Annotated in this window: 10 protein-coding genes; 4 read left to right on the top strand and 6 right to left on the bottom strand. The window is 37.5% G+C overall.

All coding sequences use genetic code 11. The annotated features are described in order from the left end of the window. Positions 1 to 159 precede the first annotated feature (159 nt). The 4 genes from RU86_RS10525 to RU86_RS10510 all read left to right on the top strand — a co-directional run bounded on the left by RU86_RS10525 (position 160) and on the right by RU86_RS10510 (position 3,376). Complete coding sequence (locus RU86_RS10525) at positions 160 to 447, top strand: hypothetical protein (protein ID WP_096815265.1); 288 nt, start codon at positions 160 to 162, stop codon at positions 445 to 447. Then, entirely contained in the window at positions 438 to 719 is a 282-nt protein-coding gene (locus RU86_RS10520; protein WP_096815264.1) for a hypothetical protein, read from the top strand. The genes RU86_RS10525 and RU86_RS10520 overlap by 10 nt, the downstream gene beginning before the upstream one ends. A 232-nt stretch (positions 720 to 951) precedes the next feature. After that, positions 952 to 1,890, top strand: a complete 939-nt coding sequence (locus RU86_RS10515) for an Abi family protein (RefSeq protein WP_096815263.1) — start codon at positions 952 to 954, stop codon at positions 1,888 to 1,890. A gap of 295 nt (positions 1,891 to 2,185) precedes the next feature. Further along, the gene (locus tag RU86_RS10510; protein ID WP_096815262.1) at positions 2,186 to 3,376 is read left to right on the top strand and encodes a tyrosine-type recombinase/integrase; all 1,191 of its coding nucleotides are present in this window, start codon (positions 2,186 to 2,188) and stop codon (positions 3,374 to 3,376) included. Positions 3,377 to 3,673: 297 nt separating this feature from the next. Here RU86_RS10510 and smc read toward each other — a convergent pair whose 3' ends face one another. The 6 genes from smc to metG form a co-directional block, all read right to left on the bottom strand. Continuing rightward, positions 3,674 to 7,213, bottom strand: a complete 3,540-nt coding sequence (gene smc, locus RU86_RS10505; protein ID WP_096815261.1) for a chromosome segregation protein SMC — start codon at positions 7,211 to 7,213, stop codon at positions 3,674 to 3,676. A gap of 2 nt (positions 7,214 to 7,215) precedes the next feature. Continuing rightward, entirely contained in the window at positions 7,216 to 7,935 is a 720-nt protein-coding gene (gene rnc / locus RU86_RS10500; protein WP_096815260.1) for a ribonuclease III, read from the bottom strand. A 151-nt stretch (positions 7,936 to 8,086) separates the two neighbouring features. Then, positions 8,087 to 8,482: a DUF1310 family protein gene (locus tag RU86_RS10495; protein ID WP_096815259.1), complete on the bottom strand. Its 396-nt coding sequence runs from the start codon at positions 8,480 to 8,482 to the stop codon at positions 8,087 to 8,089. A 281-nt stretch (positions 8,483 to 8,763) separates the two neighbouring features. Beyond that, positions 8,764 to 10,491: a carboxylesterase family protein gene (locus RU86_RS10490; protein WP_096815258.1), complete on the bottom strand. Its 1,728-nt coding sequence runs from the start codon at positions 10,489 to 10,491 to the stop codon at positions 8,764 to 8,766. A gap of 297 nt (positions 10,492 to 10,788) precedes the next feature. After that, entirely contained in the window at positions 10,789 to 11,244 is a 456-nt protein-coding gene (locus tag RU86_RS10485; RefSeq protein WP_179296277.1) for a GNAT family N-acetyltransferase, read from the bottom strand. Positions 11,245 to 11,341: 97 nt separating this feature from the next. After that, positions 11,342 to 13,345, bottom strand: a complete 2,004-nt coding sequence (metG, locus tag RU86_RS10480; RefSeq protein ID WP_096815256.1) for a methionine--tRNA ligase — start codon at positions 13,343 to 13,345, stop codon at positions 11,342 to 11,344. Between the last annotated feature and the right edge of the window lie 170 nt (positions 13,346 to 13,515).

Genomic DNA, 13,515 nt, shown 5'->3' with positions numbered 1-13,515 from the left:
TAACTATCTAAAACAAATTAAACCGACGGATTTTGCGGATGCCATCGGTAATCAATTTTTAAAATTGGTGTTGGCACCAAATGAGCCCAATACCAAAACTGGCCAAACAACGATTTAACGTCAGCACAACGTATTGACATTATCTTACGCAGTAGTGACTTGATTGATGAGATTGTAGGTCAAGCAAAATCTAACCAAGGAAAGCGCAACGATTTAACTTCGGGTTCCTCGGAACCCGAAGTTAAGAACGAAAGAACAAATGTAAAGCTTGCCGAATTAGCAAACACAAGCACAGCAACTGTTCAGCGTATGAAAAAGGTTAAAAAAGAGTCTCCCGAACTGTATGAACAAGTCGTAAAAGGCGAGAAATCTATCACTGTCACGCGGGTATTTATTAATTTAGGGAAAAAAAGCGTATATGCGCAGAAACGAGTAACATGGAAATAAACCAAATTTTTGGAGATGAATTTTTAAAAAGTTTGAGAGAACAATCCAAGCTAGCGTATTTACAAGGTGTTGAGGACGGCAAGAAACTTAATAAAAAAAGAGGTTTCGGTAACATCGTTAGAGCTCAAGAAGAAACAGGTTTTGGACGTGATGCGATTACTAAATTACGAAAAGAGAAGAAAATATCTTTTGTAAAAAATGGTAGTAAGTACCTGTACGACCTAGACGAGCTATACCACTATATGCAACGGAATAAAACATGGTCAAAATAATTTTTGAATAGACGAATCAAAAAGCGCATAGTCGCGTGAAATAAAGTAAATTTAAAAGAAATAAAACAACGGTTTATTATTTTTAAAAAGTTAAATATACATTTTTGTTGACAAATCGTACCCTTAAATATACAATAGTAGTCAAGATAACTTCACAGGGTCTGCCTGTGGACTGAGAAAGTACTCTGACTATTATAGTTGGAGTATTTTCTTTTTATATTGGAGAACATGGATGCCTTTAGAGTTTAGAAGTTTAGATGAGCAAGTAAAATTATTGAATAGTCGAGGTTTGACTATCAAAGACCCCGATAAAGCAAAACAATTATTATTAAGATCAAACTATTACGACATTGTTAATGGACATGCTAGCTTTTTGCAAAGTAATACTAATAAATATAAAGAAAATTCTACATTTGAAGAACTATATGCAATATATATGTTTGATAAAAATATAAAAGTTACATTCTTTGGATACATAGAAAAAGCTGAATCACTTATACGAACATCAATAGCTTACTATTTTTCAAAAAATCATACCGAAAGTTGGGCTTATTTGCATACACACAATTTTCAAAATGAACCATTAAAAACAAGTAGACTGTTTTCATCTTTAGAAAAGACAATTAACCGTTATAACAAAAAATATCTAAACAACTCAATTACCCATTACATGATAAAAGAAAAAGAAATACCTTTATGGGTTTTGGTTAATTTTTTAGAGTTTGGGCAATTACGAAATTTCTATAAATTAATGCTTCTAGAAGATAAAATAGAAATTACAAATTATTTAAGCGAAACTTTTAACAAAGAATACAATAAAGATATTGACTTAAAACCAAGTCAAATCGATAGTTATTTAGAAAATTTAAATGAAGTTCGAAATATAGTTGCGCATGACAATAGGCTATTAAAACTAAAACTGAAGAAACGCGCAAAATACAACAGTTCAGTAGCTAATAATATGGAGCCCAATCATTTAGACAGTGTATTTCACGTCCATCTATCTATGCGACTTTTCTTATCAAAAAACCAATTTGATTTATTTTGTAATAGTATACGAAAAAGAGAAAAAAACTTAGGTAAGTATCTCACTAGTTGTGAAACTACAAAAATACTAGGATCAATAGGATTCCCTGATAAATGGTTTAATCTGGTAAAGGATAACAAATAAATATATAAAACCCCCACTCGACGCGTGTGTGAAACTATCCATAATAAAAAGAGGGTTGTATATATCGTTACCGTGTTACCCTTGCGTTACTCTACTTTTTAGAACGGTAACGCTCTAACCCCTTGATATATATAGCTTTATACTCTTTTGTTACCTTGTTACCTTAAATAATCCTATATTAATATAAATTTACCTATCTAAACAACTAGTAAACTGGTTAACTTTTATGTGCTATATACTATATTTCATTTCTCATACCTCAATTGCCTTGCCTGACAATAGAACTGGAGAGAACATGAATATAAAAAAAGTCACAAAAAAAGACGGTACAGTAATGTACCGAACTAATATTTATCTTGGCGTGGATAGTCTAACAGGTAAGCAGGTCAGAACAACTGCTACTGCTAAAACTCGTAAAATGTGCGAGATCAAAGCTAATCAAGCTATTAATAATTTTATCAGTAATGGGTCTACTATTGCAAGGGAAAAAGTCATCTTTCGTAATTTTAAATCCTTGGCTATGAGCTGGTTTGATGGTTATAAGTTATCAGTCAAAGTTAATAGTATAAGGGTAGCTGAAAACTTTTTAAAGGTCTATATACTACCCTCTATTGGCTCATATCAGCTTGATAAGATAAATTCTATACTATTACAGGGTATCGTTAATCAGTGGGCTAGGAACGCTAATACTGCCACTATAACCAATGGTAAAAGAAGTAAGGGGAATTCCAAAGACTATAAATTACTGCTTAACTATATAAAGCGCATATTAGACCATGGCATGCAACTAGGTGCAATTAATAGCAACCCTGCCGTGAATGTGATACCTCCCAAGCTGAAGGCTAGGACGACTAATAAAATCAAGTATTTTGATAATGATGAACTTAAACAATTCTTGACTTACCTTGATACTTTAGATGATACCCCAATAAATATGATGCACGTTACTATGTATCACTTTCTACTCGCTACTGGCTTACGTATAGGTGAGTGCTTAGCTCTCTCATGGTCTGATATTGACTTTAGTGATGCGACTGTTTTGGTAAACAAAACTATTATAACGACCTTAGATACTGGTAGAATAGTTCAGAATGGTGCCAAAACAAGACAAAGCAATAGAACGGTATCACTTGATAAAGATAGTTGTAAATTGCTGAAAAATTGGAAAAAAACGCAAAGCAAAGGCTTATTGTCTCTAAAGGATATACCTGTCTTTTCTTACAACGGTCATTCTTACACCTATGCCAACGAAAGTCAAAAGCTTCAAGTACACTTTAAAAGTGCAAAGGTTCATAATATTGGCTTCCACGGCTTTAGACACACTCACGCTAGTCTATTGATGAACGCTGATGTCAACCCAAAAGAGATACAACATAGATTGGGTCACGCTGACTATTCTATTACCATGAACACATACAGCCACCTTTCCGAAAACAAGAAAAAAGATACTGCAGAAAAATTCAGCAATATCCTAAAAGCGTTATAATTTTAAGTCGAACGTAGTTAAAAGCGTAGTTAAATCTTTTTCTAACTCCTACAACCCCTTTAAACAAGGCTTTCCTAGACTTATTTTATATAAGCTCTCATTATAACAAAAAATATAGACTTTGACTTGCTGGATGCTACTAAGGCTAGGTAGTTTTAATTGATGAGTTGACTTATTATTTCAAACTACCTGATTAGCTTGCTAAGTCCAAAAAACCTCATTTCCTAAGGAGAAATGAGGTCTGCTAATCTATTAATCATACATTTGATGTCTTGACAAAGACATCTGATGGCTACTTTAAGGTGTTTCTTGTTCTGCTGCTACAAAATCTTTTAGTTTTACGGACACGATTTTCGAGATGCCGCCTTCTTGCATGGTGACACCATACATGACTTTAGCAGCCTTCATCGTGCCTTTTCTGTGGGTGACAACGATAAACTGACTATTTTCATCGAAACGGGTCATATAATCACCAAATCGTTTGACATTTGCTTCGTCTAGGGCTGCTTCAACTTCATCAAGAACGACGAACGGTACTGTTCTAACGCGTATAATCGAGAATAGTAAGGCTAAGGCAGTCAAAGATTTTTCACCACCACTCATGAGATTCAAACTCGCCAGTTTTTTACCTGGTGGTTGCACATCAATCTCGATACCTGCGGTCAACAAATTTTCAGAATTCAAGATGAGATCAGCTTGACCGCCACCAAACATCTGTGTGAAGTTGGTTTTAAAGGCTAGTCTAATCGCTTCAAAAGTTGTCTTAAATTTAACCTTGACCTCATCATCCATCTCATCAATCGTCGCTTCTAACAAGGCTTTGGCATTCAGCAAATCATCTTTTTGCGTATTTAAGAAGTCACGTCGCTGATTGACCTCATCAAATTGATCGATAGCTGCCAGATTGACAGGGCCTAATCTACGAATTTGTGTTTCAAGTCCTTGGAGTTGTCGCTCACTTTCTGGTAAGTTGGTGAGCTCCTGAGCCAAGGCTTTTGCCGCTTCAAAACTCATCTGATGCTCATCAATTAATTTATTTTGACGTTTTATCAAAAGACTTTCTAATGACTCTAATGATAAGGCTAGTCTTGTTTTTTGAGCAAGCAAATCTTGTTTTTCTCTATTGGTTGTTGCGTAAGTTGACTCTAACTCATCGAGTTGTGCCGTCAAGTCTTCACGCTCAAACTTAAGTGAGACCATTTTGATGCTGGTCGCATCAAATTTTTCACTGACCTTGCTCAAGTTTTCTGATAGTGTTGCTAGACGGTCTGCAGTTAAGCCTGCATCTTGTGTCTCATTTTCAGCAGATAAGGCCTTAATTTCTTGATCAAGGGCACTTTTTTCGGCAGTCAAGCGCTTAATTTCAGTCGTCTCATGCCGGATATCAGAAAGGATGTCATTACAAGCCAATTGTTTGCCTTGCAAGTCTTGTCTTACCTGCTCCGTCATCACTTTAATTTCTGATTGACTACTTTTCAGTTGCGTAATAGCCGTGTTGATTTCGTCTTTTTCGACCGCTATCGTGTCCAGACTTTCTGTACTGGATAGATTTTCAGCCTTGAGTTTATCAACACGTGTCTGCTCACCAGACACATTTGCCAGTGCCAGACGACTCGCTATATCTGCTTTTGTAGCCAAAAGTGCTTGCTCTTTTAGGGTGCATGCTTGGCTGTCAAGACGACTCGCTTCACCTTTTTGACGGAGGTCAGAAAGGGTTGCGTTTACTTCACGCCTCTTGGCCTGCACGTCTTGAAGTTGGGTTTCTAATGCTCTGAGCTGTGTATCAAAGCCGATCACTTGTTGTGTTAACTCGTCGATCTCCACATTTGTAAAGGTTGTCGACTGCTTCTTATTCGCACCACCGGAAAAAGAGCCACCTGGTCTGATCTCTGTCCCATCCAAAGCCACAATCCGTACCGTAAAATTCAAGGCACGCGCAATCTTGCTTGCATTGTCATTATTATCGACAATCAGGACACTGCCTAGTAAATTTGATAATGCTGGTGCTAACTGGGCATCGTAAGATACCAAATTTTGTGCCACATCAACAAAACCAGGCATACCTGAGACTTGCGCTAACTTACTAAAGTATCTTGGTTTAATGGTCGTCAGTGGTAGGAAAGTGGCTCTGCCTAAGCGTTGCGCTTTCAAAAAGTTAATGGCTGCTTTTGCTGCCTGTTCGTCAGATACGACAACGTTTTGAGATCCTGCCCCTAGGGCGATGTCTATAGCAGTCGCATATTTTTTATCAAACCTAATCAGATCTGCTATTGCGCCTATCACACCTGGTAATTGATCTGACGCTTGTAAAACCGCCTTAACCCCTTGATAGAAGTTGGCATGAGACGCCCTGATATTTTCAAGACTTGACAAACGTGCCTTGGTTTTATTTAGCGTATCCATAGCAGCAAAAAGACCTGTTTGAAGCTGCTCATGCTCAGTATCTAGTTGCTTACCTGCCGTTTCAGCTGTCTGATACTGGCTAAGTAGTTGGGCAATCAAGGCTTTTAAGTCTGCCGACTGCTGACTTGTTTCGGCTAATTCAGCTTTTAATGTCGTATATTTATCTGATAATAATTTAGTTTCATCTGATCTACTCGCAGCATTTGCCACGATATTATTCAGCTCAGATGTATTTTTAGTGATGCGATTTGATAACTGTGCTTCCTGATTGACTAAATCAACAAATTCAGCCCGTAAGCGTTCGATCGCATCTTCTGGATTCTCTGATAAATTCGCGAGTTTACTTTCAAGTGTTTGAATTTGTGCTGTCAAATCTGATTTAGTCGCCTGATTATCAGACAGTTTATCAGATAGTTTAGTCAGTTCTTCGCCCAGTTCTGCTACTTTATCAGACAGAAGCTTGATACGTGATGTCCGTTCTGCTTCTGATTTTTGGGACATTTGTGCCTGGTTATGATAGATCGTGATTTTGGACTGAAAATCAGACTTGGCAGTTGTTAACAGCAACAACTCATCTTGCATCTTTTCTTGTGCCTGCTCGACATCCCTGCGCTTTTGCTTCAAGCTCGCAAGCTCACGAGAAACAGCCGTTTCGACCTGATCAATAGCAGTTAACGATCGTGACACCGTCTCAAGCTTTTCTGTTATTTGTTCGTGCTGACGCTTTTCTGCTATCAGCTGCGCCACTAAAACAGACAAACCAAGTTGTCCACGTTTTTCATCAAGTTCACGGAATTTCAAAGCCACATCACGTTGGGCACGCAAAGGGGTTAGCTGACCATCTAATTCATAGATAATATCATCTAAGCGATCCATATTTTCTTGCGTCGCAGATAGTTTACTCTCAGTTTCTTTCTTTCTGGTCTTATACTTTAAAACACCCGCAGCTTCCTCAAAAATAGCCCTACGTTCTTCTGGTTTGCTATTAAAAATAGCTTCGATTTTACCTTGAGAAATAATTGAGAAGCTATCCCGACCAAGTCCAGTATCCATAAATAATTCATGGACATCCCTTAAACGCACTTTTTTGTCATTAATCAAAAACTCACTATCGCCGTTTCGATAAAGCCTGCGGGTCACAACAACTGTTTTTTCACTCGGTAAGTAATTGTCAGAGTTATCAAATGTGACGATAACCTCTGCATAGTTAAGTGCTCGGCGTTTTTGTGTGCCTGCAAAAATGATATCAGGCATCTTAGCGCCACGTAAACTCTTAGCAGATTGCTCCCCAAGCGCCCAGCGTAAACTCTCAGTGACATTTGACTTACCAGAGCCATTAGGGCCTACGATGGCCGTCACACCTGTATCAAATGTCAGTTTAGTCCGATCAGCAAAAGATTTAAATCCGACCATCTCGATTTGCTTTAAGTACATGACTAGTTATCCTCTTGCTGCTTTTTTTGATTGACAAAGGCAGAACGGGCTGCATCTTGTTCTGCTATTTTTTTAGACTTGCCTTTTCCTTGGCCAATCACTTCACCCTCAAACTCAACAGTTACTTCAAAGACAGGCGCATGAACTGGCCCACTCTGACCAACAATAACATACTCTAGTGGAATCTTATTATTTGTATCTATATGGCCTGCTGTATAAAAAATCTCTTGAAGTGCTGACTTATAGTCTGTGACCTTATCATATGATCCATTTTCGATTTCCGGGATCATGACCTTATAAATAAAGTCCTTGACGGCATTAAAGTCCTTATCCATCAAAATTGCCCCAAGAAAGGCCTCAAACAGATTTTCCAAATTAGCATCGTTCTCACGACCACCACTTTTTTCTTCGCCATTTCCAAGTTTTAAATACTGATCAAATCCTAATTTACGCGAAAAATCGGCCAAAGATTCTCTTCGAACGATCGATATTTTTTTCTCGGTTAAAACACCTTCACGCTCATGCGGGTAAGCCTTATATAGATATTCGACGATGATAAAGCCTAAGGCCGCATCTCCTAAAAACTCTAAGCGCTCATTATGAAAGACACTTGATGACTTATGCTCGAAATAATAAGATTTATGAGTGAAAGCCTCTGCTAAAAGCTCCGGTTTATTGAACGTAATCTGATATGCCTTTAATTTGTCTTGTAAATTTTCCATTACCCCTATTATACCAAAATAATTTAGTCTAAACCATGTTGAGTAAATTTAGCTGTATAACCATATGGATTGTTCCTATCAATCAGCTTATAAAACTGGGACACTTTCTCTGTCTTTTTGTATTATGATTCTCTATGCTAAATCTCTACTTTTATTGCTTATTTGCATCGATTAACTCTGCAAGTTTTGACGAGTAGCCTCCCGAACCAGCTTCTAAATTACCTGTTTTAGTATTCTCAGTGAGTGTATCATAAACCTTAAGCTTTTTATCTTTATTGATAATTAAATCAACCATAACACCACCTCTTAAGCAATGTTCAATGCTGTCAAAGTCAATCTGATAGGATTTGATAATCCCTTGTTGGGTCAATGCATTTGGATCTAAGTCTTTGAGCGTCCCCTCAAAAACCTGTCTAGCTGCTTTACTTCTCACAAGCATGACTAACTCATACTTAACTACTTTTTTGTAGATGTATTTCTTGCTACCAATAAGCATCAGTAGCGCTGATAAGATGATCAATATGATGAACTTATTTTTCTTTGTCAAAATCTCCTGGCTTTCTATCTGTGACCATTTATGTCCACATTTGTTTATTACTTTAAATGTAGATTATTGATAAATTATGTGAAAGATACCTGAATAAACTCTCTACACGCTTACTAAACTTCACGATCCTTTCTGAAATTAATTTATCTGATTAAATTATATCATAAAATTATCAATTTTTTAAGCCTATTGTTATTAAAATTAACTTTTTAATTTAAGTAATAAAAAAACTAGTATGTTTTATTAGACATACTAGTTAACTATAATAATCCGGTACTTACTTACTTGTTAAAATCAGATACATTATCATATTTTAGATCTAATTCATGACTAAACCATCTGCCATTTAACACAGTCTTAATCAGTTCAGCTTTCTGGTCAGCTGAAATTGTCGTATCTTGTGACATATTGGCCAGTACATCTTGATAGATATACCCCTTTTCTTTCATTTTTGCTGTATATGTCTGTAAATCTGCATCTAAAAATAGGTTCTTTTGATTATCTTGTGTCCAAGCTGTCCATTTGGGTAAGCTTTTCTGATTTGGGTTTCCTTTCAGAATGAACCCATATAGGTAATCCTGATATGCAACTTGCATAGCCTTGGCACCTTTTGAATCATACGATTTACCCACGAATTTAGCATAGTTTTGATTTTGGCTATCCAAAAGAGGGACAAAAACACCATGGAATGACGCTAGATTTTTCATTGGTTTGTCTATCATATTAGGATCGCTACCGAATTGAATTTCCATATTATAGATTGGGCTGTGGTAGTGCCCAGCTAGTTTTCTCGCTGAGTCGTTAACATTAAACAAACTATATAATTGACCACCATACTTGTTGACAAACCCGAACGCGTTCCTTACTTTTTCATCTGTATTTATCGTATTATTTGCGACAGTTGCTGAAAAGTAGGGGTCAAACATACCAAATAAAGAAAATTCTTGTTCTCCAGTCAACATTAACAAGGGGACATCATTAAACGATGTCGCATCAAAGCCTTTTTTAGGAATGACAACGCCATCATTGTATAGATGGGGAAATACTTCCATACGAATGCCAGCATTACCCATTAAAGGTGCTAATCTCTTACTATCAAGTGTTAGTAAATAGGGTTTAACCGCTGCGTCATCTGAAAGTAACCAGTCTATCGCACTTGCTTGACTATCTTTTACTTTATCCTCAATGACTAGTGGTGCTAGAGCCTTAGCAAATACCTGTTGACTTTTTCCTTCATCAGCGATTGTCATACCGCCACTAAATGAAATGGCACGTTGAAATTTGTCTTTAAATAATGGTGACACTAGCATTGCCATCACATCTCGACCACCTGCTGAAAATCCTGCAACTGTGATATTATCCTTCTGACCGCCAAAATGCTCAATATTATTTTTGATCCAATCTAATGAAAAGGCAATATCTAGCAGGCCAAAGTTACCTGATTTTTCTTCATCAGAACCTGTTTTAAGGGCTGCTAATGGATTAAAACCTAAAACACCTAATCGATAGTTAACAGAAACAACAATCGCATCATGCGTGCTAACAAAAGATTTACCTGAGATTTCTTGTGCATTGCCTGTTTGATTGTTACCACCATGAATATAAACAATCACTGGCAATTTTTTCTTATCATTCTTGGGTCGGTAAATATCTAAATTAAGTGCATTTTCGCTACCAATCGTCCCATTTGCTGAAGCTTGTAAAGCAAGTGAGCCTGCCTTTTTTGTTTCAAGCACTTGGTCCCACTTCTTAGGACTTTTGGGTGCTTGCCACCTGTTTACACCTGATGTCTCCTCACCATAAGGCACACCTAACCAGCTTAAGGTATCTTTATCAGAAACACCTTGAACTTTACCAAACTGTGTATCACGTAAGCTACTTACTTTTTTTTCAGTTGAGTGTTGTCCATTATTTTCAATCATTTTTTTTGATTGATGAGTCGTAGACGAACATCCCACTAGTACAATCCCTAACAAAATAGATAGCGCTATGCCATATCCTTTTTTCATTATCACTTCTGCTTTCTAAAAAAACATAAAAAACCAAAGAACCCTTTTAACTTACAAAAGGTTTCTTTGGTTTTGCCCAAATTGGTAACAATCCAAATTATTATATGACTATCATATCATTTTTGTAAAACGCTTTCAATATTTATTTGTAAATATTTGTTCGAGTTAAAAACAAATGATAGATTTCATATAAAAAAGTGGCTTTCACCTCAATCAAGCAAGCACATCTTAAAATATTTCTGTGGTCGGCCTCAGTCATCAAAATCGGCTAATGCTTAACTGTATTGGCTTAAGTCACTACAACAGTTTCATCACAACCTGATGTCTCAACCGCTCGCCATGCTCGTATATCGGCTCTGCATAGTTATCAATAAAGTAATCTTTAACAGTCGCAACAATTTCAAAACCTACTGACTGATACAGGGCTATCGCATCCTCAGTTAAATCTCCTGTTTTAATCCAAATATTGGCTGTCTTATCAGCAGCTCTCAGATTAGCTATGACATGGTTAAGCAGTGATTTACCAATCCCCTGCCGGAAATGTTTGGGACTAACAGAAACAATCATGATTTCAAACTCACCTGCTTCAGGTAATGCAGCTAGTACTAATATGCCGTGTATGGCTGCTTGATCTGACTGATAAACAAAGATACGCGCATCTGTGATATAACTTGCTACTCGTGTGCGATCTGGATCTGCATTCAGTAGTAAGTCCCAGGGTAAGGTCGTTTTATCTCGTATTTCTTTAATCATCATCTACCAAAAACAAGGCTTATCCGCCTTGTCCTTTTCTATCTATTTTTGACATCTAGATTTTTAAGCTAGGTTGCCCAAGCTAGGCATCCATCAATTAACCGATGACGCTACCATTTGCAACGTCTTTAGACACGGTTAAAAGGGTTAATTTATCGTCTGACTCGGCAGATAAAATCATCCCTTGTGACAACAAGCCCATCATTTTACGTGGTTTCAGATTAGCTACGATTTGTAGCTTGAGGCCAACTAATTCTTCTGGTTTTGGATAAAATGCTGCGATACCTGATAGGATTTGGCGATGGCCTTCATCCCCAGCATCCAACTCAAATTTTAATAGTTTATCAGATCCCTCAACTTTTTCAACACTGATGACTTCTGCAACCTTGATTTCTAGTTTTTCAAAGTCATCAAACTTGATCGCTTTTTTATCTGAGATAAGCGTCGTTGCTTCAGGATCAAATGCCGTAACTGCTGCTACAGGAGAGGTTGTTTGCATTTGTTCCTTGATATAAGCAACTTCCTCATCAGCATCTAGACGTGGGAAAATTGGCTCACCTTTACTGACAACTGGCGCTGTAAACTCGTGACCAAAAGCTGCATCAGCCAACTGTGGGTCAGTTGTCGTCATACCAAGTTGTGTGAAAATAGCTTGAGACGTTTGACGCATGAATGGCTGCAATAAGACCGCAGTAATGCGTAAGCTTTCTGCCAAATGATACATGACGCTGTCTAATTCACCAGCTCTACTGCTATCCTTGGCTAAAATCCACGGCGTTGTTTCATCGATATATTTATTGCTACGAGAAATAATCGTCCAGACTTCGCTTAATGCGACATTAAATTCCATCTTATCCATCGACTGATGGTAATTAGCAGTTGCTGTCTCAATAACCGCCTGTAAGCTTTCATCAAATGCAGTCTGCGTTTCTGGTGTTCTGATCACACCATCTTGGTATTTATTAATCATAGCGATCGTCCGATTAAGGAGATTTCCTAAATCATTTGCCAAATCATAATTGACACGATTGACAAAGTCTTCAGGTGTAAAGATACCATCGCTACCAAATGGCACCGCACGCATGAGGTAATAACGCAAGGCATCTAAACCGTAACGTTCAACTAACATTTCTGGATAGACAACATTCCCTTTAGATTTAGACATTTTACCGTCTTTCATCAATAACCAGCCATGACCAAAGACCTGTTTAGGCAATGGTAAGTCTAATGCCATCAACACGATTGGCCAATAAATCGTATGGAATCGCACGATTTCTTTACCAACCATGTGTACATTAGCAGGCCAAAACTTCTCAAAATTAGTCGTATCATCAGAGCCATAGCCCAACGCTGTGATGTAGTTTGCAAGTGCATCAAACCAGACATAAACAACATGTTTAGGATTTGATCTGACAGGCACGCCCCAAGTGAAGGTCGTTCTAGATAAAGACAGGTCTTCCAATCCTGGTTTGATGAAGTTATTGATCATCTCGTTCTTACGAGACTCAGGTTGGATGAAATCAGGATGCGATTCATAGTAAGCTAGCAAACGGTCTGCATATTTACCCATACGGAAGAAATAAGATTCTTCCTTAACACGCTCTACTTCATGACCACTTGGTGCTTTACCACCAATCATCACGCCATTTTCATCACGATAAACTTCAGCAAGTTGAGACTCTGTGAAATATTCTTCATCAGAAACGGAATACCAACCATCGTATTCACCCAGATAAATATCATCTTGTTCGATTAAGCGTTCAAACATATCCGCAATCGCTTTTTCATGATAATCATCTGTTGTTCGGATGAATTTATCATAGGAAATATCAAGCGTTGCCCACAATTTTTTCATGTCAGCAGCCATACCATCAACATAGGTTTGTGGTGAAATCCCAAGTTCAGTCGCCTTTTGTTCGATTTTGAGGCCATGCTCGTCTGTCCCTGTCAGGTAGAAGACATCAAAATCCATCAAACGCTTATAACGTGCTAGCACATCACAGGCAATTGTCGTATAAGAGTTGCCGATATGCAATTTCCCAGAAGGGTAATAGATCGGTGTCGTGATATAAAAAGCTTGTTTTTGGTTAGTTTCAGTCAATTTTTTTCCTCTTTCAAGACATCAGATGAGATGCCATAATCAGTTTCTATTATACCATATTTATAGGCTAGATAATGACACTGACATCAGCTTTATTGCATCAGCTACTGCTTGGCAAGCAGGGAAATCGACGGGATAAACTTAGTGTTAGTCTTATGGTTAACGCTTGG

It is taken from the genome of Pseudolactococcus piscium, assembly GCF_002441695.1.
In the GTDB taxonomy this organism is placed as follows: domain Bacteria; phylum Bacillota; class Bacilli; order Lactobacillales; family Streptococcaceae; genus Pseudolactococcus; species Pseudolactococcus piscium.
Note: the sequence above shows the minus strand (reverse complement) of the source record. Positions and strands in the feature narration are given on the sequence as shown.